The 19,847-nt window shown below is 73.4% G+C and carries 16 protein-coding genes; 13 read left to right on the forward strand and 3 right to left on the reverse strand.

Annotated features, from left to right (window positions below):
* Nucleotides 1-257: 257 nt before the first annotated feature.
* The 3 genes from ACZ4SF_RS02630 to hemW all read left to right on the forward strand — a co-directional run bounded on the left by ACZ4SF_RS02630 (nt 258) and on the right by hemW (nt 5,471).
* Nucleotides 258-2,162, forward strand: a complete 1,905-nt coding sequence (locus tag ACZ4SF_RS02630) for an AMP-dependent synthetase/ligase (protein WP_468377204.1) — start codon at nt 258-260, stop codon at nt 2,160-2,162.
* A 223-nt stretch (nt 2,163-2,385) separates the two neighbouring features.
* Entirely contained in the window at nt 2,386-4,212 is a 1,827-nt protein-coding gene (locus ACZ4SF_RS02635; protein WP_468377207.1) for a SpoIIE family protein phosphatase, read from the forward strand.
* A gap of 26 nt (nt 4,213-4,238) precedes the next feature.
* On the forward strand, nt 4,239-5,471 hold the full coding sequence (gene hemW / locus ACZ4SF_RS02640) for a radical SAM family heme chaperone HemW (protein WP_468377210.1): 1,233 nt from the start codon (nt 4,239-4,241) through the stop codon (nt 5,469-5,471).
* Nucleotides 5,472-5,674: 203 nt separating this feature from the next.
* Here hemW and ACZ4SF_RS02645 read toward each other — a convergent pair whose 3' ends face one another.
* Nucleotides 5,675-6,547, reverse strand: coding sequence for a DUF3097 domain-containing protein (locus tag ACZ4SF_RS02645; protein ID WP_468377213.1), 873 nt, complete (start codon nt 6,545-6,547; stop codon nt 5,675-5,677).
* Between the two features lie 68 nt (nt 6,548-6,615).
* Nucleotides 6,616-7,338 (reverse strand): MBL fold metallo-hydrolase, encoded by a 723-nt coding sequence (locus tag ACZ4SF_RS02650; protein WP_468377216.1) that lies wholly within the window; start codon nt 7,336-7,338, stop codon nt 6,616-6,618.
* Between the two features lie 169 nt (nt 7,339-7,507).
* On the opposite strand from ACZ4SF_RS02650, the gene hrcA reads away from it, so the two are divergent.
* From hrcA to ACZ4SF_RS02700, 10 genes are all read left to right on the forward strand, one after another.
* Nucleotides 7,508-8,524 carry a heat-inducible transcriptional repressor HrcA gene (gene hrcA, locus ACZ4SF_RS02655; RefSeq protein ID WP_468377219.1) on the forward strand — a complete coding sequence of 339 codons (1,017 nt, stop codon included), beginning with the start codon at nt 7,508-7,510 and terminating at the stop codon, nt 8,522-8,524.
* A complete protein-coding gene (gene dnaJ, locus ACZ4SF_RS02660) occupies nt 8,525-9,661 on the forward strand; it encodes a molecular chaperone DnaJ (RefSeq protein ID WP_030653759.1) in 1,137 nt (378 codons plus the stop codon).
* An 89-nt stretch (nt 9,662-9,750) separates the two neighbouring features.
* A complete protein-coding gene (locus ACZ4SF_RS02665; RefSeq protein ID WP_468377221.1) occupies nt 9,751-10,872 on the forward strand; it encodes a nitronate monooxygenase in 1,122 nt (373 codons plus the stop codon).
* Nucleotides 10,869-11,615: a 16S rRNA (uracil(1498)-N(3))-methyltransferase gene (locus tag ACZ4SF_RS02670; protein ID WP_468377224.1), complete on the forward strand. Its 747-nt coding sequence runs from the start codon at nt 10,869-10,871 to the stop codon at nt 11,613-11,615. Before ACZ4SF_RS02665 ends, ACZ4SF_RS02670 begins: the two co-directional genes overlap by 4 nt.
* Before the next feature lie 17 nt (nt 11,616-11,632).
* The gene (locus tag ACZ4SF_RS02675) at nt 11,633-12,025 is read left to right on the forward strand and encodes a VOC family protein (RefSeq protein ID WP_468377227.1); all 393 of its coding nucleotides are present in this window, start codon (nt 11,633-11,635) and stop codon (nt 12,023-12,025) included.
* A 242-nt stretch (nt 12,026-12,267) separates the two neighbouring features.
* Entirely contained in the window at nt 12,268-12,792 is a 525-nt protein-coding gene (locus ACZ4SF_RS02680) for a hypothetical protein (protein ID WP_468377229.1), read from the forward strand.
* Nucleotides 12,793-12,838: 46 nt separating this feature from the next.
* The gene (locus ACZ4SF_RS02685; RefSeq protein ID WP_468377232.1) at nt 12,839-16,144 is read left to right on the forward strand and encodes a S41 family peptidase; all 3,306 of its coding nucleotides are present in this window, start codon (nt 12,839-12,841) and stop codon (nt 16,142-16,144) included.
* 126 nt (nt 16,145-16,270) lie between these two features.
* Entirely contained in the window at nt 16,271-16,624 is a 354-nt protein-coding gene (locus ACZ4SF_RS02690) for a histidine triad nucleotide-binding protein (protein ID WP_468377234.1), read from the forward strand.
* A 6-nt stretch (nt 16,625-16,630) separates the two neighbouring features.
* On the forward strand, nt 16,631-17,536 hold the full coding sequence (locus tag ACZ4SF_RS02695) for a ribonuclease Z (protein ID WP_468377237.1): 906 nt from the start codon (nt 16,631-16,633) through the stop codon (nt 17,534-17,536).
* Between the two features lie 20 nt (nt 17,537-17,556).
* The gene (locus ACZ4SF_RS02700; RefSeq protein WP_468377240.1) at nt 17,557-18,546 is read left to right on the forward strand and encodes an adenosine deaminase; all 990 of its coding nucleotides are present in this window, start codon (nt 17,557-17,559) and stop codon (nt 18,544-18,546) included.
* Nucleotides 18,547-18,561: 15 nt separating this feature from the next.
* Here ACZ4SF_RS02700 and ACZ4SF_RS02705 read toward each other — a convergent pair whose 3' ends face one another.
* Nucleotides 18,562-19,845 (reverse strand): MFS transporter, encoded by a 1,284-nt coding sequence (locus tag ACZ4SF_RS02705; protein WP_468377243.1) that lies wholly within the window; start codon nt 19,843-19,845, stop codon nt 18,562-18,564.
* Nucleotides 19,846-19,847 lie beyond the last annotated feature (2 nt).

Below are 19,847 nucleotides of genomic sequence, written 5' to 3' on the forward strand. Positions count from 1 at the left end.
GTAACACCCGGTTACGTCCGCAAATCGGTCATGTGGGGGCCCGTCGTGCGAAAGCGCGGCGGGCCCCCGTGCGCGCGGAGCGTCGCTCCGAGGGGAAAGTGACAGGCCGAAGCCCCTTACGCAGCGGGCGGTCGCGCCTTACCCTGATCCCTGCTCGATAGTTACTCGCGAGTTAAACAAGAAGCCCGAACCCCCACCGTGAGTTAACCCAGCCGCACCGAGTACAGCCGCACTGTCGCGGGCCCCCGGAGGATGTCGTGAGCCACACACAGACCCTGATCGAGAACCGTCCGCCGTCCGTGGCGGCCCTCTTCCTGGAGCGCGTGGCGGCCACACCGGACGCGGAGGCCTACCGCTACCCGGTGCCGCCGTCCCCCGCTGCCGGGAGCGCGGGCGGTGCCCCCGCCGGCCAGGGCCCCGACGGCTGGAAGTCGCTGAGCTGGGCGCAGGCGGCCGACCGGGTGTATGCGATCGCAGCCGGACTCATCGAACTGGGCATCCAGCCCGAGCAGCGGGTGGCGCTCGCCTCCTCCACCCGGGTCGAGTGGATCTTCGCCGACCTCGGCATCATGTGCGCCGGCGGTGCCACGACCACGATCTACCCGCAGACCAACGCGGACGAGTCGGCGTTCATCCTCTCCGACTCCGAGAGCCGGGTGCTGATCGCCGAGGACGCGGCCCAGCTCGCCAAGGCGCAGGAGAAGCGCGCCGAGCTGCCCGGCCTGAGCCACATCGTGGTCGTCGACCCGGCCGGCGTGGTGACCTCCGACGACGTGCTCACCCTCGCCGAGCTGGAGCGGCGCGGCGCCGCCTATCTGGAGCAGCACCCGCAGCTGATCAAGGAGCGGGTCGGCGCGATCACCAAGGAGCAGCTCGCCACCCTCATCTACACCTCCGGCACCACCGGCCGCCCCAAGGGCGTGCGCCTGCCGCACGACAACTGGGCGTACATGGCGAAGGCGATCGCCGCGACCGGGCTGATCAGCGGCGAGGACGTGCAGTACCTGTGGCTGCCGCTCGCGCACGTCTTCGGCAAGGTGCTCACGTCCGGGCAGATCGAGGTCGGGCACGTCACCGCCGTCGACGGCCGCGTCGACAAGATCATCGAGAACCTTCCGGTGGTGCAGCCGACCTACATGGCGGCCGTGCCGCGCATCTTCGAGAAGGTCTACAACGGCGTGGCGGCCAAGGCCCGCGAGGGCGGCGCGGCCAAGTACAAGATCTTCCAGTGGGCCGCCGAGGTCGCCCGCGAGTACGCCAAGGCCAGCCAGGACAACTTCCGCCGCACCGGCACCGCCTCCGTGCCGTTCGGCCTGGCCACCAAGCACAAGGTCGCCGACACGCTCGTGTACGGCAAGCTCCGCGAGGCCTTCGGCGGCCGGCTGCGCGCCTGTGTCTCCGGGGCCTCCGCGCTCTCCCCGGAGATCGGCTACTTCTTCGCCGGCGCCGGCATCCACATCCTGGAGGGCTACGGCCTCACCGAGACCTCCGCAGCCTCCTTCGTGAACCCGGGGGAGGCCTACCGCACCGGCACGGTCGGCAAGCCGCTGCCCGGCACCGAGGTCCGCATCGCCGACGACGGCGAGATCCTGCTGCGCGGCCCCGGCGTCATGGAGGGCTACCACCAGCAGCCGGAGAAGACCGCCGAGGTGCTGGAGTCCGACGGCTGGTTCCACACCGGCGACATCGGCGAGCTGTCACCCGACGGCTACCTGCGCATCACCGACCGCAAGAAGGACCTCATCAAGACCTCCGGCGGCAAGTACGTCGCACCGGCCGAGGTCGAGGGACAGTTCAAGGCGGTGTGCCCGTACGTCTCCAACATCCTCGTGCACGGCGCCGACCGGAACTACTGCACCGCCCTCATCGCCCTGGACGAGCTCGCGATCCAGGACTGGGCGAAGGAGAACGGCCTGGAGGGCCGGCCGTACGCGGAGATCGTCGCCGCCCCGCAGACGGTGGAGATGGTCGACGGCTACGTGCGGCAGCTGAACGCCGGGCTCCAGCGCTGGCAGACCATCAAGAAGTTCCGGCTGCTGCCCCGGGACCTCGACGTGGAGCACGGCGAGATCACGCCGAGCCTGAAGCTGAAGCGACCCGTGGTGGAGCGGGAGTACCGGCACCTCATCGACGAGATGTACGCCGGAGCCAAGGAGGCCTAGCGCCTTTTCGAGCGGGCCGCGCCGACACCAGTGGGGCGGCCGGGGACCGCCGGCGGCTGTGAGCCGTCTGTGGCCCGCCGCGCCCGGTCGGCGGAGCCGCATATCGACAGAGCCCCGCGCCCCTTGGGGAGATTGCGCCCGGCCCCGCTCGAAACGTTCCGACTTCTGTTCACTTCGGTGACTCCTCGCTTCTGGTCGCCTCCTGTCTGTCACCCTGAGCCGCATGGAATGGGCGGCCATACCGACGCAGCGGGAGGGTGAGCCCCGGGGCCGGCAGACCCGGGGGCGGGCCACGCTGCCCGGCAGTCCCCTCGCGCCGGGCTCGGCGCGCGGGCTGCTGCGGGCTGCGCTGGCCGAGGCGCCCGGGGTGTCGGCCCGGCTCGCCGACGACGCCATGGCCGTGGTCAGCGAACTGGTCACCAACGCCGTCGTGCACGCCGGTACGGACGTGGAGGTCGACTGGCGCCTGGAGGAGACCGGCGCGTTCGTCGTGGAGGTGTGCGACCGGCATCCCTCGCGTGCCCCGCGGGACGCGACGAGCGGCGAGGGGACGTACGACACCGCCGAGTACGGGCGCGGCCTGCGCCTGGTCGCCACGCTCGCCGAGGCCTGGGGCGTCACCTACCGCACGGGTGCCAAGACCGTGTGGGCCAGGCTGCCCCCGGGCGGCAGCGAGACCCTGGACGCACCGGCCGCCGACCCCGCCCTGGAGGTCGCCGAGAACCTCGCCCCGCAGCCGCACCGCGCCGAGGGCGACCGGGACTGGCTCGGCCGGGGCGCGCTGTCCTTCCTCGCCGAGGCCTCCGACCTGCTCGCCGGACAGCTGGACGAGAACCTGGTCGCCGCGCTCACCGGCCAGCTCATCGTGCCCCGGCTCGCCGACTGGTGCGCGGTGTGGCTGGAGGACGAGGCGTCCGTGCGCGGCGGCGCCGGCGGCGGGCCGGCGCGCGTGTGGCACGCCAGCGAGGCCCGCATCGAGGATCTGCGGTGCGCCCTGGAGAAGGAACCGCCCTGTCCGCCGGACGGGCTGCGTTCCGGCCCCGAGCCGTACACCTGGCCCGGCCATGCGCTCGGCCCGCAGGGCGCCCACGGGACGGCGCTGTCGTACCGCCTGATCGCCGGCGGCCGGCCGCTCGGCACGCTGGTCATCGGCCGGTGCGGGCCGGCCGGCTTCCCCGACGAGGTCACCGGGCTGGTCGAGGACCTCGGCCGGCGGGTCGCCCTGGCCATCGGCGCGGCCCGCCAGTACGCCCGCCAGGCCACCATCAGCGCCGTCCTGCAGCGCGGTCTGCTGCCCGGAGCGGTCGCCGAGATCCCCGGGATGTGCAGCGCGCTCGTCTACGAACCCTGCGACAAGGGCGGCCCCAGCGGCGACTTCTACGACCTGTTCCCGGCCGGCGACGGCCGCTGGTGCTTCGCCGTCGGCGACGTCCAGGGCAAGGGCCCGGAGGCGGCCGTGGTGATCGGCCTCGCCCGGCCCTGGCTGCGCCTCCTCGCCCGCGAGGGCTACGGCGTCGCGGACGTCCTGGACCGCCTCAACCAGCTCCTCCTGGACGACGCCACCGAGGCGGCCGACGCCGCCGCGCGGGCCCTGGTGGCCGCCGGCGGCCGGGCGCTGGCCTCCGCGGACGGCACCCAGACCCGCTTCCTGTCCCTCCTGTACGGCGAGCTGACGCCCCACGACGGCGGGGTGCGCTGCACGCTGGCCTCCGCCGGCCACCCGCTGCCGCTGCTCCTCAGCCCCGACGGCACCGTGCGCACGGCCGCGCGCCCGCAGACCCTGCTCGGCGTGGTCGAGGACGAGACCTACACCAGCGAGACCGTCGACCTGCTCCCCGGCGACAGCCTGCTGTGCGTCACCGACGGGGTCACGGAGCGGCGCTCCGGATCCCGCCAGTTCGACGACGGGGACGGGCTGGCCCGCGCCCTGTCCGGCTGCGCCGGGCTCGGCGCCGAGCTGATCGCTGAAAGGATCCGCCGCCTGGTCCACGAGTTCGGCGGCGGGCTGCCCGACGACGACCTGGCCCTGCTGGTGCTCCAGGCGGAGTGACCTCCGCGGTACGGGACAATGGGGGCATGCCTTCCGCACTCCCCGACGGCGAGCCCGTCCCCGCCGACGGTGCGCTGCCCGCGCACGCGCTCGCCGGGGCCGCAGGCCGCCCGCTCGGCTTCTACCTGCACGTCCCGTACTGCGCGACCCGCTGCGGCTACTGCGACTTCAACACGTACACCGCGACCGAGCTGCGCGGCACGGGCGGGGTGCTCGCCTCCCGGGACAACTACGCGGACACGCTGGCGGACGAGATCCGGCTGGCACGGAAGGTGCTGGGCGACGACCCGCGCGAGGTCCGCACGGTCTTCGTCGGCGGCGGTACGCCGACGCTGCTGGCCGCCGAGGACCTGGTGCGGATGCTGGGCGTGATCCGCGACGAGTTCGGGCTCGCGCGGGACGCCGAGGTCACCACAGAGGCGAACCCGGAGTCCGTCGGCCCGGCGTATCTCGCCACTCTCCGCGAGGGCGGCTTCAACCGGATCTCCTTCGGCATGCAGAGCGCGAAGCAGCACGTGCTGAAGGTCCTCGACCGCACCCACACCCCCGGCCGCCCCGAAGCGTGCGTCGCGGAGGCGAAGGCGGCGGGGTTCGAGCACGTCAACCTGGATCTGATCTACGGCACGCCCGGGGAGTCGGACGACGACTGGCGGGCCTCCCTCCAGGCCGCCCTGAGCGCCGGCCCCGACCACGTCAGCGCCTATGCGCTCATCGTGGAGGAGGGCACCCAGCTCGCCCGCCGGATCCGCCGGGGCGAGATCCCGATGACCGACGACGACGTGCACGCCGACCGGTACCTGATCGCCGAGGAACTGCTGACCGAGGCGGGCTTCGACTGGTACGAGGTCTCCAACTGGGCCACCTCCGCGGCGGGCCGCTGCCTGCACAACGAGCTGTACTGGCGGGGCGCCGACTGGTGGGGCGCCGGACCGGGCGCGCACTCGCACGTCGGCGGGGTGCGCTGGTGGAACGTCAAGCACCCGGGCGCCTACGCGGCCGCCCTCGCCTCCGGCCGCTCCCCGGGCGCCGGCCGCGAGCTGCTGTCGGACGAGGACCGGCGAGTGGAGCGGATCCTGCTGGAGCTGCGGCTGCGGGAGGGGGTGCCGCTGGCCCTGCTGAAGGAGGAGGGCCTCGCGGCTTCCCGGCGGGCGCTGGCGGACGGGCTGCTCCAGCAGGGCCCGTACGAGGAGGGACGGGCCGTGCTGACACTGCGCGGGCGGCTGCTGGCGGACGCGGTGGTACGGGACCTGGTGGACTGAACCGGCCACCGGGGGCAACGGCCTCGTGGCCCGGCGTGCCGGCCACCGGGGTCAGCGCCTGCTGGCCCGACGTGCCGGCGATCGAGGGCAGCGCCTGGTGGACTGAACCGGCCACAAGGGCAGCGCCTGGGTGCTGAACCGCCACGAGGGCAGCGCCTGCTGGCATGACGTGCCGGCCGCGGGGGCGGCGGACGCCACGTGGGTCAGGCCGCGCCGCCGCCCGTGACGAAATCGATCAGTTCCTCCACCCGCCCGAGCAGCTCGGGCTCCAGGTCCTTGTAGGACCCCACCCGCTGCAGGATCGCCTGCCAGACCGCCCCGGTGTTCTCCGCCGGCCACCCCAGGGCCCGGCAGACGCCCGTCTTCCAGTCCTGGCCCTTCGGGACGGCCGGCCAGCCCGGGATGCCGAGCGAGGCCGGCTTCACCGCCTGCCAGACGTCGATGTACGGATGGCCGACCACCAGCGCGTGCTCGCTCGTCACCGACTGTGCGATGCGCCACTCCTTCGTGCCCGGAACCAGATGGTCCACGAGCACGCCCAGACGGGCGTCCGGCCCGGGGGCGAACTCGGTCACGATCGCCGGCAGGTCGTCCACGCCCTCCAGGTACTCCACGACCACGCCCTCGATGCGCAGGTCGTCGCCCCACACCTTCTCGACCAGCTCGGCGTCGTGCCGGCCCTCGACGTAGATACGGCCGGCGCGGGCCACGCGCGCGCGTGCGCCGGGGACGGCGACCGAACCGGAGGCCGTGCGGGCGGGCCGCGCCGGGCCGCCGGACGAGGGCCGGACCAGCGTCACGACCCGTCCCTCCAGCAGGAAGCCGCGCGGTTCCAGCGGGAACACCCGGTGCTTGCCGAAGCGGTCCTCCAGGGTGACCGTGCCCGCCTCGCAGCGGATCACCGCCCCGCAGAACCCGGTGCCGGGCTCCTCCACGACCAGGCCCGGCTCGGCCGGTACCTCCGGCACGGACTGCGGCTTCTTCCAGGGCGGGGTCAGGTCGGCGGAGTACACACGAGGGCGCGGGCCCGAAGGGCCCTCGTGGGAAGGGCGGCGGCGGGAGGCGGGTGGGCGCATTCGGATGACGATAGGAGAAGCCGCACGCCACCGCTCACGACACGCCGTGCAGGAGCCGCCCCGGCGGCTCAGCTCACACCGAACCGCGCTGCCAGGGCGTCCCGTTGGCGACGGACGAACCCCGCGTCCACCACCGCACCGTGACCGGGTACGTAGAGCGCGTCCTCGCCGCCGAGCGCCAGCAGCCGGTCGAGCGCGTCCGGCCAGCGGGACGGGACCGCGTCCGGGCCCGCCTGGGGCTCGCCGGACTCCTCCACCAGGTCGCCGCAGAAGACCACCTCCGGATCCCCCGGCACGAGGACCGCCAAGTCGTACGCGGTGTGACCGGGGCCCACGTTGGCCAGCAGCGCCTGCCGGCCGTCGCCGAGGTCGAGGGTCCACTCGCCGGAGACCAGGTGGCCGGGCGGGACCAGCGTCTCCACCGCCTCCTCCACGGCCGCGGGCGGCAGGCCGTTCCTGAGCGCGTCCAGACGCAGCTCCGCCCGCTCGTACGCCAGCACCGCGTCCAGGCCCACGGCCGCGTACACCTGCGCGCCGGCGAAGGCGGGCGCACCGAAGACGTGGTCGAAGTGGGGGTGGGTCAGCGCGAGATGGGTCACACGGCCGCCGGCCAGTTCCTGGGCCTGCGCCCGCAGCCGCGCCCCCTCGGCCAGGCTCGACCCGGCGTCCACCACCAGCGCCGTACCCGCGCCGACGACCAGCCCTGCGGTGCAGTCCCAGCCGGGCAGCCGGCACCGCCCCACCCCGGCCGCCAGCCGTTCCCAGCCCAGCTCTTCCCAAGTCACGGTCATACCGGCGACGCTAGCGGTACGACCCGGTACGGGGGCCGGACCTTGCCCAGGGTGTACCCGACAGCCGTACACTGGGCCGGGGAACGCTGGCACTCCCAAGGGAAGAGTGCCAGGTGGGCGACCCGAAAGGGACCGAGGGGACGGACGGACGTGCTGGAGGTGCGCGCGAATGCTGAGTGAACGCAGGCTTCAGGTACTGCGCGCCATCGTCCAGGACTACGTGGGCACCGAGGAGCCGGTCGGTTCCAAGGCGCTCACCGAGCGGCACAACCTCGGCGTCTCCCCGGCCACCGTCCGCAACGACATGGCGGCCCTGGAGGACGAGGGGTTCATCGCCCAGCCGCACACCAGTGCCGGGCGCATCCCCACCGACAAGGGCTACCGGCTGTTCGTCGACAAGCTCGCGGGCGTGAAGCCGATGACCGCGCCCGAGCGGCGGGCGATCCAGAACTTCCTGGAGGGCGCCGTCGACCTCGACGACGTCGTCGCGCGGACCGTGCGGCTGCTCGCGCAGCTCACCCGGCAGGTCGCCGTCGTGCAGTACCCGTCCCTGACCCGGTCCACCGTCCGGCATGTGGAGCTTCTCTCACTCGCCCCCGCGCGCGTGATGCTCGTGCTGATCACGGACACCGGCCGGGTCGAGCAGCGGATGGTCGACTGCCCGGCGCCGTTCGGCGAGTCCTCGCTGGCGGATCTGCGGGCGCGGCTCAACAGCCGGGTCGCGGGCCGCCGGTTCACGGACGTGCCGAAGCTGGTCGAGGACCTGCCGGAGGCCTTCGAGCCCGAGGACCGCGGTACGGTCTCCACCGTGCTCTCCACTCTCCTGGAGACACTCGTCGAGGAGAACGAGGAGCGGCTGATGATCGGCGGCACCGCCAATCTCACCCGCTTCGGGCATGACTTTCCCCTCACGATCCGGCCCGTCCTGGAGGCACTGGAGGAGCAGGTCGTGCTCCTCAAGCTCCTGGGCGAGGCGAAGGATCCGGGCGTGACCGTGCGCATCGGCCACGAGAACGCCCACGAAGGACTCAACTCCACCTCCGTGGTGTCGGTGGGCTACGGTTCGGGCGGCGAGGCGGTTGCCAAGCTCGGCGTGGTCGGACCGACCCGCATGGACTACCCGGGAACGATGGGAGCGGTACGCGCAGTGGCACGGTACGTCGGACAGATCCTGGCGGAGTCGTAAGTGGCCACGGACTATTACGCCGTTCTCGGCGTGCGCCGCGACGCGTCGCAGGATGAGATCAAGAAGGCGTTCCGTCGGCTCGCGCGCGAGCTGCACCCGGACGTCAACCCGGACCCGAAGACCCAGGAGCGGTTCAAGGAGATCAACGCCGCTTACGAGGTGCTGTCGGACCCGCAGAAGAAGCAGGTCTACGACCTCGGCGGCGACCCGCTCTCCCAGTCCGGCGGCGCCGGCGCGGGCGGCTTCGGTGCCGGTGGCTTCGGCAACTTCTCCGACATCATGGACGCGTTCTTCGGTACGGCGTCGCAGCGCGGGCCGCGCTCGCGCACCCGGCGCGGCCAGGACGCGATGATCCGGATCGAGGTGGAGCTGGACGAGGCGGCCTTCGGCACGACCAAGGACATTCAGGTCGACACCGCGGTCGTCTGCAACACCTGCAACGGCGAGGGCGCTGCCCCGGGCACGTCCGCCCAGACATGTGACATGTGCCGCGGCCGCGGTGAGGTGTCCCAGGTCACCCGGTCCTTCCTGGGCCAGGTCATGACCTCCCGGCCCTGCCCCCAGTGCCAGGGCTTCGGCACGGTGGTCCCGACCCCGTGCCCGGAGTGCGCCGGCGACGGCCGCGTCCGCTCGCGGCGCACGCTCACCGTGAAGATCCCGGCCGGTGTCGACAACGGCACACGGATCCAGCTCGCCGGCGAGGGCGAGGTCGGCCCGGGCGGCGGTCCGGCCGGTGACCTGTACGTCGAGATCCACGAGCTGCCGCACCCGACGTTCCAGCGGCGCGGTGACGACCTGCACTGCACGGTGACGATCCCGATGACGGCGGCGGCCCTCGGCACCAAGGTGCCGCTGGAGACCCTGGACGGCCTGGAGGAGGTCGACATCCGGCCCGGCACCCAGTCCGGCCAGTCGATCCCGCTGCACGGCCGGGGCGTCACGCATCTGCGCGGCGGCGGCCGGGGCGACCTGATCGTGCACGTCGAGGTCACCACCCCGACCAAGCTCGACCCCGAGCAGGAACGCCTCCTGCGCGAGCTGGCCAAGCTGCGCGGCGAGGAGCGCCCGCAGGGGCAGTTCCAGCCGGGGCAGCAGGGGTTGTTCTCGCGGCTGAAGGACGCGTTCAACGGACGCTGAGGTCACCCTGTCCGGTCGGCCGAGAAGTGGCATGTGCCATGGGGAAGACCCGATTCGGACTTGTTCGGAGGACGTGACACCATGCGGTCATGTCCTCCGCGCTGACCGATCTCTTTCCCCACCCGATCGTGCAGGCCCCCATGGCGGGCGGCGTCTCCGTGCCGCAGCTCGCCGCCGCCGTCTCCGAGGCCGGCGCTCTCGGGTTCCTCGCCGCCGGATACAAGACCGCCGACGGCATGTACCAGGAGATCAAGCAGCTGCGGGGGCTCACGAGCCGTCCCTTCGGCGTGAACGTGTTCATACCGCAGTCCGACCATCCCGGTGCGGGCGCCGACTCCACCGGAGCGGTTGCAGCCGCGCCCCCGGATGCCGGTGCCGTGGAGGTCTACGCCCACCAGCTGGCCGGGGAAGCCGCCTGGTACGAGACCGAGCTGGGCGACCCGGACAGCGGACGGGACGACGGTTACGAGGCCAAGCTCGCCGTCCTCCTCGACAACCCGGTGCCGGTGGTCTCGTTCCACTTCGGTGTGCCGGGCCGCGAGGTGTTCGAGAGATTCCGCCGGGCCGGCACGTTCACCCTGGTCACCGCGACCACCGCCGAGGAGGCCCGCGCGGTCGAGCGGGCCGGGGCGGACGCGGTGATCGCCCAGGGCGTGGAGGCCGGCGGGCACCAGGGCACCCACCGGGACCTGCCGGAGAACGACGGCTCGGGCATCGGACTGCTGTCGCTGGTCGCGCAGATCCGCGAGGCGGTGCGCATCCCGGTCGTGGCCGCCGGCGGCATCATGCGCGGCAGCCAGATCGCCGCCGTCCTCGCCGCCGGTGCGAGCGCGGCCCAGCTGGGCACCGCGTTCCTCGCCACCCACGAGTCCGGCGCCCACGCCCTGCACAAGCAGGCGCTGACCAACCCCCTGTTCGCGCGCACCGAGCTGACCCGCGCCTTCTCCGGCCGCCCGGCGCGCGGCCTGGCCAACCGCTTCCTGCGCGAGCACGGGCCGTACGCCCCCGCCGCCTATCCCGACATCCACCACCTGACCGCACCGCTGCGCAAGGCCGCCGCCAAGGCCGGGGACGCACAGGGCATGGCGCTGTGGGCGGGCCAGGGGCACCGGCTGGCCCGGGAACTGCCGGCCGGGCAGCTGGTGGAGACGCTGGCGGCCGAACTCGCCGCCGCCCGGACAGCGTTGTCGGCCGGGGGTGACGTCCGATGACGGCCCCCGTCTTCGTCGTCGGGCACTTCGACCCGGACGGCCACCGGTACGTCCTGGACGGCCCCGAGGGACGCCACGCGGTCTCCGTGAAGCGGCTGCAGCCCGGCGAGGAGGTCGTACTCACCGATGGCGCCGGGCGCTACGCGGTGTGCGAGGTGATCGGCAGCGAGGGCAAGGACCGGCTGATCGTCCACATGTCGGGTGTGTCCGAGGAGCCGGAGCCCCGCCCCCGGATCACGGTCGTCCAGGCGCTTCCCAAGGGCGACCGGGGAGAGGTCGCCGTCGAGACCATGACCGAGGTCGGTGTCGACGCGATCGTGCCCTGGCAGGCCGCCCGCTGCATCACCCAGTGGAAGGGCGACCGCGGCCTGAAGGCCCTCGGCAAGTGGCGGTCCACCGCCCGGGAGGCCGGCAAGCAGTCGCGCCGGGTCCGCTTCCCCGAGGTCGCGGACGCGGCGACGACCAGACAGGTTGCCGCACTTCTGGCCGAAGCCGACTTCGCCGCCGTACTGCACTCGGACTTCGAGCACGGCAGTGAAGCGCTCGCCACCGCGGAACTGCCCGCCGAGGGTGAGATCATGCTGGTCGTCGGCCCCGAGGGCGGGGTCTCCCGGGACGAGCTGGCGCTCTTCGTGGAGGCGGGCGCCAAGCCGTACGTCCTCGGCCCCACCGTGTTGCGCACATCCACCGCCGGCACCGCCGCCGCGGCCCTGCTCCTGGGCCGCACCGGCCGCTGGTCCTGACCCGTCGGAAGGACATCGTGGAACTCGCTCAAGTCCGGCTCCTCGTCACCGACTTCCCGGCCTGCTACCGCTTCTACGCCGATGTCCTCGGCCTCAAGCCGCAGTCCGGGGCGGCCGTGGGCCCGTACGAGAAGTTCAGCCCGCACACCGGCTCCGCCGGGATCGCGCTGCAGGACCGGGCGATGATGGCACAGGTCCTGAACGAGCTGGAGGAGACCGCCACCGGGCACCGTTCCCTGGTCGTCCTGCGCGTCGACGACCTCGGCTCCTACTGCGCGGAGATCACCTCCCGGGGCGCGGCACTGCTGCACGGCCCGGCCCTGATGACCGACCGCATGCGGGTGGCCCACCTCAAGGACCCCGAGGGCAACCTGGTCGAACTCCAGGAGTGGCTGCTGATGGGCGGCTGACAACGCGCTCCACCGGGGGCGGCGAGACGGTGCCGCTCGGTGTGGCCGGTCGGTGTCGTCGGTCGTCCGCGGTGCCGTCCGTGCTCCGCCGTGGGCAGCGAGGTGTCGTCGGTCGTCCGTGGTGCCGTCGTGGCCGGGCGCGCAGTTGCCCGTGCCCCGTCCGGCGCGCGACCGGTGCCTCGAACGGGTGAGTGGCCGTATGCGGTCTTCCGTGTCGTCCGGGCCGGTGGGACGCTGCTGGTATGGGGGCATGGAGACGGATACCGATACGGATACGGCGTGGGCCGCGGGCGGTGGCCGTGGCGGCGTTCGTCGTGGTGGCCGCGGGGGCCGCGGTGGCGTGCCAGCCGGGCGGTCTCGGATCCGCGACCGTCGCCTACACCACCGACCAGACCGCGACGGCCGCGCTGGAGCGGCGGCACGTGAACGTCGCCTGGCTCACCTGCACCGGCAGTTACGGCGACGACGCGCGCGGCAGCGAGCCCTCGCCGACCGAGACCACGGTCGTGTCGGTCGACTGCCAGGGCGAGACGGACGACCGGCGGAAGATCGTCGTCACCGGGCAGGTCACCAAGGCCGTCGACGGCGCCTGTGTGCGCGGGGACCTGACCGCGAAGGTCGACGGCAGGCAGGTGTTCCATGTCGACGGCCTCGGCAACTGCGATGCCGGTCCGCGACCGACGTACCAACCGCCCACCCCGGGACAGCCGAGGCCCACGGTGACCGTCACCGTCACCCGGACCATCTGGCCCGTGCAGGGCAAGTGATCGGAACCGGGAGCGGGCACGCCGGGGCGCTGCGTAGAGTGACGGCGTGACTCAGGGTGCTTCGACGGGAACCGCGCAATCCGCCGCCTATCTCCGATTTCCGCATCTGCACGGCGACTTGGTGGCCTTCGTCGCCGAGGACGACGTCTGGCTCGCGCCGCTCGACGGCGGCCGGGCCTGGCGGGTCAGCGCCGACAACCGGCCGGTGACCCTGCCCCGCATATCGCCGGACGGCAGACACCTCGCCTGGACCTCCACCCGGGACGGCGCACCCGAGGTGCACGTGGCGCCGCTCGACGGCGGCCCCGCCGAGCGCCTGACGTACTGGGGCAACCGCCGCACGGAGGTGCGCGGTTGGACCGCGGACGGGCGGGTGCTCGTGCTCGGTGCGCAGGGCCGGCACAGCCTCCGGCACACCTGGGCGCACGCCGTCCCGCTGGACGGTGGACCGGCCGAGACCCTGCCGTACGGCCCGGTCGGCGACGTGGCGTTCGGCCCGGCGACCGTGCTGCTGTCCGCACCCATGGGCCGCGAGGCCGCCTACTGGAAGCGCTACCGGGGCGGTACGGCGGGCAAGTTGTGGATCGACCGGGACGGCAGCGGGGAGTTCGTGCGGCTGCACGAGGACCTCGCCGGGAACATCGAGTGCCCCGTGTGGGCGGGTGACCGGATCGCGTTCCTCTCCGACCACGAAGGCACCGGAGCCCTGTACTCCTCCCTCGCCGACGGCTCCGACCTGCGCCGGCACACCCCGCTCGGGGGCACCTCCCGCTCATCGGGGTCCCCCCGCTCTGGTGGAACCGGGAGCGGGGGAGAAGCCGGCAGTGGGGGAGAGGCCGGGAACGGGGGAGGGTTCTACGCCCGGCACGCGGCCGGCGACGGCACCCGGGTCGTCTACAGCTCGGCCGGTGAACTGTGGCTGCTGGACGACCTGGAGGGCGCCGAGCCGCGCCGGCTGGACGTGCGGCTCGGCGGGCCGCGGATCGATCTGCGCCCCCGGCCGGTGAACGCCGCGCACTGGTTCGGTGAGGCGTCCCCCGACCACACCGCCCGTGGCAGCGCCGTGTGCGTGCGGGGCGGCGTCCACTGGGTCACCCACCGCTCCGGGCCCGCCCGCGCCCTCGCCGCCACCCCCGGCGTCCGCGCCCGGATGCCGCGCACCTTCCGTGCCGAGGGCGAGGAGTGGGTGGTGTGGGTGACGGACGCCGAGGGTGACGACGCCCTGGAGTTCGCCCCCGCGACCGGTACCGTCCCCGGTTCCCCGCCCCGCCGGCTCGCCGCCGGACAGCTCGGCCGGGTCCTGGAGCTGGCCATGGCCCCCGACGGCAGCCGGGCCGCCGTCGCCGCGCACGACGGCCGGCTGCTGATCGTCGAGCGGGAGACCGGCGAGGTCCGCGAGGTCGACCGCAGCGACGACGGCGAGGTCTCCGGTCTTGCCTTCTCGCCCGACTCCGCCTGGCTCGCCTGGGCCCATCCCGGACCCCGCCCGCTCTCCCAGCTGCGCATCGCCCACACCACCGACCTCTCGGTCACCGAGGCGACCCCGCTCCGCTTCCAGGACTACGCGCCCGCCTTCACCCTCGACGGCAAGCACCTTGCGTTCCTCTCCAACCGCGCCTTCGACCCGGTCTACGACGAGCACGTCTTCGACCTCGCCTTCGTGGTCGGTGCCCGCCCGCACCTGATCACCCTCGCCGCCGTCACCCCCTCACCGTTCGGCCCGCAACGCCACGGCCGGCCGTTCGAGACGCCCGACAAGGACGAGACGCCCGACAGCGAGGGCACCCCCGCCACCCGCATCGACCTGGAGGGTCTCGCCGACCGGATCGTGCCCTTCCCGGTGGAGGCCGGCCGCCACTCCGGTCTGCGCGCCGCCAAGGACGGCGTGCTCTGGCTGCGCCACCCCGTGCACGGGGTCCTCGGCGCGTCCCGCGCCCACCCCGAGGACCCCGCCCCGCACACCGAGCTGGAGCGCTACGACCTCGCCCAGCGCCGCCTGGAACACCTCGCCTCCGATGCCGACCACTTCGAGGTCAGCGGCGACGGCAAACGCGTCCTGCTGTGGAGTGACGGGCGGCTGCGGGTCGTGCCGAGCGACCGCCGTACCGGCTCCGACGACGACGGCGACACCAGCGTCACCGTCGACCTGGCCCGCGTCCGGCAGACCGTCGACCCGGCCGCCGAGTGGCGGCAGATGTACGACGAGACCGGCCGCCTCATGCGCGACCACTACTGGCGGCCCGACCTCGGCGGCGTCGACTGGGACGGCGTCCTCGCCCGTTACCGCCCGCTGCTCGCCCGGCTCGCCACCCACAGCGACCTGGTCGACGTGCTGTGGGAGGTGCACGGCGAACTCGGCACCTCGCACGCCTACGTCACCCCGGGCGGCGGCTCCGGCGGCGCCCGGCACGGCCTGCTCGGCGCCGATCTGTCCCGTCACCGGGACGGCAGTTGGCGCGTCGACCGCATCCTGCCCGCGGAGACCTCCGACCCGCACGCCCGCTCCCCGCTCGCCGCACCCGGAGTCGCCGTCCGCCCCGGCGACGCGATCATCGCCGTGGCCGGCCACCCCGTCGACCCGGTGACGGGCCCCGGCCCCCTCCTGGCCGGCACGGCGGGCCACCCCGTGGAACTGACCGTCTCCCCGGCCGCCGGCGGCGAACCCCGGTACACGGTCGTCGTCCCCATCGCCGACGAGGAGGCCCTGCGCTACCACGCCTGGGTCGCCGACCGCCGCGCCCACGTCCACGCGGCCTCCGGCGGCCGGCTCGGCTACCTCCACGTCCCCGACATGCAGGCCCCCGGCTGGGCCCAGATCCACCGCGACCTGCGCGTGGAGGTCGCCCGGGAGGGCCTGGTGGTCGACGTCCGCGAGAACCGGGGCGGCCACACCTCCCAGCTCGTGGTCGAGAAGCTGGCCCGCCGGATCATCGGCTGGGACCTGCCGCGCGGCATGCGCCCCACCAGCTACCCCCTGGACGCACCCCGTGGTCCCGTCGTGGCCGTGGCCAACGAGTTCTCAGGCTCCGACGGCGACATCGTCAACGCGGCCATCAAGGCCCTCGGTATCGGCCCGGTCGTCGGCACCCGCACCTGGGGCGGCGTCATCGGCATCGACAGCCGCTACCACCTGGTCGACGGCACCCTGGTCACCCAGCCCAGGTACGCGATCTGGCTGGAGGGGACGGGCTGGGACGTGGAGAACCACGGGGTCGACCCGGACGTGGAGGTGGTGCAGCGGCCGCAGGACTGGGCGGAGGGGAGAGACGCCCAGCTGGACGCGGCGATCGGGCTCGCGCTGGAGGCACTGGAGGAACGGCCTGCGAAGACTCCGCCAGGTATGCCGGTCTAGGAGGGGCGCGGGGCTGCATCCATGTGCGGCTGCGCCGCATGGGCGCGATCAACCACAGACGACCCGCACCCGAACGACTACGATTGCCCCCCGTATTGATCATCGGCGAAAGCGAGCGCACACGCGATGTCAGGCGAACCGCAGGACGACTGCCTGTTCTGCAAGATCGTCGCGGGCACGATCCCGGCGACGATCGTCCGCGAGACCGAGACGACCGTGGCCTTCCGGGACATAAACCCCCAGGCGCCCACCCACGTCCTGGTGATTCCCAAGGCCCACTACGAGAACGCGGCGGCCCTGGCGGCCGGCGCCCCGCAGCTCGCGGCGGACGTCCTCGCGGAGTCCCAGGCCGTCGCCGACGAGGAGAAGCTGGACAGCTACCGCCTCGTCTTCAACACCGGCGCCGGCGCGGGCCAGACCGTCTGGCACGCCCATGCGCACGTCCTCGGTGGCCGTGGCCTCCAGTGGCCGCCCGGATAGCCGGAGATGTCCGTCCGTGAACTGGTGGTCCTCGGCACCGCCAGCCAGGTCCCGACCCGGCACCGCAACCACAACGGCTATCTGCTGCGGTGGGACGGCGAGGGCATCCTGTTCGACCCCGGCGAGGGCACACAGCGGCAGATGGTGCGCGCCGGGGTCGCCGCGCACGACCTGAACCGGATCTGTGTCACGCACTTCCACGGCGACCACTCCCTGGGCCTCGCGGGAGTCATCCAGCGCATCAACCTCGACCAGGTGCCGCACGAGGTCACCGCGCACTACCCGCGCTCCGGGCAGCGCTTCTTCGACCGGCTGCGGTACGCGACGGCCTACCGGGAGACGGTCGGCGTCACCGAGGCGCCGGTCGCCGCCGACGGCATCCTCGCGGTGACCCCCTCGTACACCCTGGAAGCCCGCAGGCTCTCCCACCCCGTGGAGTCCTACGGCTACCGGCTGATCGAGCCCGACGGCCGCCGGATGCTGCCCGGCCGGCTGGCCGCGCACGGCATCACGGGCCCGGACGTCGGCCGCCTCCAGCGCGAGGGCCGGCTCGGGGACGTGACGCTGGAGGACGTCAGCGAGGTGCGCAGCGGGCAACGCTTCGCGTTCGTCATGGACACCCGGCTCTGTGACGGCGTGTACGCGCTCGCGCAGGGCTGCGACCTGCTCGTCATCGAGTCCACGTTCCTCGACGAAGACATCCGGCTCGCCGTCGAGCACGGCCATCTGACTGCCGGTCAGGCGGCCGCGGTCGCGCGGGACGCCGGTGTACGGCACCTCGTCCTCACCCACTTCAGCCAGCGCTACACCGAACCCGAGGAGTTCGAGCGGCAGGCGCGGGCCGCGGGCTTCGAGGGAGAGCTGACCGTGGCGTACGACCTGCTGCGGGTGCCGGTTCCGAAACGGCGATAAAACGCCCGTACGATGCTCTGATGCCCCTCCCGAAAGCTGAACTGCACCTCCATGTCGAAGGCACCCTGGAGCCGGAGCTGGCCTTCGAGCTGGCTGCCCGCAACGGCGTGACCCTTCCGTACGCGGACACCGAGGAACTCCGCACGGCCTACCGGTTCAAGAATCTGCAGTCCTTCCTGAACCTCTACTACCAGCTGATGGCCGTGCTGCGCACCGAGCAGGACTTCGCGGACCTGGCGAACGCCTACCTCGCCCGTGCCGCGGCCCAGGGCGTACGGCACGCGGAGATCTTCTTCGACCCGCAGGCCCACATCGCGCGGGGCCTGAGCCTCGGCACGGTCGTGGAGGGACTGTGGCGGGCGCTGGGCAGCAGTGAGCGGAACCACGGCGTGTCCACGAAGCTGATCATGTGCTTCCTGCGGGACGAGTCCGCCGACTCGGCGCTGGAGACGTTGCAGGCCGCGAGACCGTACCTGGACCGGATCACCGGAATCGGCCTGGACTCCGCCGAGGCCGGGCATCCGCCGCTGAAGTTCCGTGAGGTCTACGAGGCCGCCGCCGCGCTCGGACTGCGCCGCGTCGCGCACGCCGGTGAGGAGGGTCCGCCGGCGTACATCACCGAGGCCCTGGACGTGCTCGGCGTGGAGCGTGTCGACCACGGTCTGCGCTGCATGGAGGACCCGGCGCTGGTCGAGCGGCTGGTCCGGGAGCGCGTTCCGCTCACCCTGTGCCCGCTGTCCAACGTCCGGCTGCGTGCCGTGGACACCCTGGCCGACCACCCGTTGCCGGCCATGCTCGACGCCGGTCTGCTGTGCACGGTCAACTCGGACGACCCGGCCTACTTCGGCGGGTACGCCGGTGACAACTTCGACGCCGTGCAGAAGACCCTGCACCTGAGCGAGGACCGGTTGCGCGAGCTGGCCCGCAACTCCTTCCTCGCCTCCTTCCTGGAGGACGACGAGGAGCGGCGGGCGCGGTACCTGGCCGAGGTGGCGGCGTACGAGTTCTGAGGCGGGGGGCACCCCCTAGGGGGCAGTTGTGGCGGCAGCCTTCCCGTACGCGCGCCGGGCGGGCACAGCAGGGCTGTCCACCGGGATCTCCACCACCGGCGGCACTGCCCGCCCGGCCCGCAGCGCGACCGCGGTCAGCGGTGCCGCGATCACCAGGAGCCCGGCCGCGAGGACCGCGCCCATGACCGGGAAGCCCGCCTGTGCGGCGAGCACGCTGCCGGTCAGCGGGCCCGCCGCCGTGCCCAGCGAGGAGGCCGAGCCCACGAGCACCGCCCAACGGCCCTGCGCGTCCAGCGAGGCGGCGAGGCCGATGAGATATGACAGCACGACCGGGTAGAGCACGTTCCAGGCGATCTCACCCGCGGCGAAGGACGCCAGGCCGGTCGCGGACGCGCTCAGCGCGACGCAGACGGCGATCAGGGCCGTACCTGCGCCGATGGGCAGCGCCCGGCCGAACCGCGGGCCGATCGCCCCCGCGCCCGTCACCCCCAGCAGTCCCGCGCCCAGCGCGACGGCGAACACCGCGCCCACCACCGACTCCGTCAGCTGGGCCTGGGCCAGGCCGATCCGGCCGCTCACCCCCCACAGGGCGTTCTGCGCCAGGGACCAGCAGGGCATCGCGACGGCGAGGACCAGTCCGGAGCCCAGGTGGGGCAGGCGGGCGCCCCGCTGCCGGCCGGGGCCCGGGGCGGCCGTCCGCCGGCCGGCCGGCGCGGCGCCGGCCCTGCGGCCGGGCAGGCGGCCGGTGAGCGGCCACACCGCGCATGCGGTGAGGGCGAGCGCGGCCGGCGGCTGGGCGTGGCCCGGCCCGAGGTGCGGTACCACCAGACAGATCGCACCGGCGAGCGCGGAGACGCCGAGGAGGCCGAGGGTGGTGACCCGTTGCGGGTCCATCCCCCGGGACCCCCGCTCCGCCCGGGCCGGGTACGCCCCCACGGCCGCGATGCCGCTCGCGGCGACCGCCGTGACCGTGCCCGAGCCGAATCCGCCGGTCACCGCGCCCGCCACGACGGCCGGTACGACGTCGGTGAGGGCCGCGCCGCCATAGCCGAGGGCGGCGAGCGTGAGGCCGGCGCGGGCGAGGGTGCGGGGTCCGATGCGGTCGACCCGGGACGCCAGCAGGAAGCCGGCCGTCGCCGAACTCAGCAGCAGCGCACTGCCGATGGCTCCGGCCTGGGTGGCGGTGAGCGGAAGCCCGGTGTCGAGTCTGCCGACGGTGGTCGGCAGGAGGTACGGGGCGAGGTACCCGGCCGTGAACAGGGCGACGAGGGGCCAGGGCAGGGGGCGGGGGGCGGACACGG

The sequence above is a fragment of the Streptomyces sp. NPDC027663 genome, from assembly GCF_055566415.1.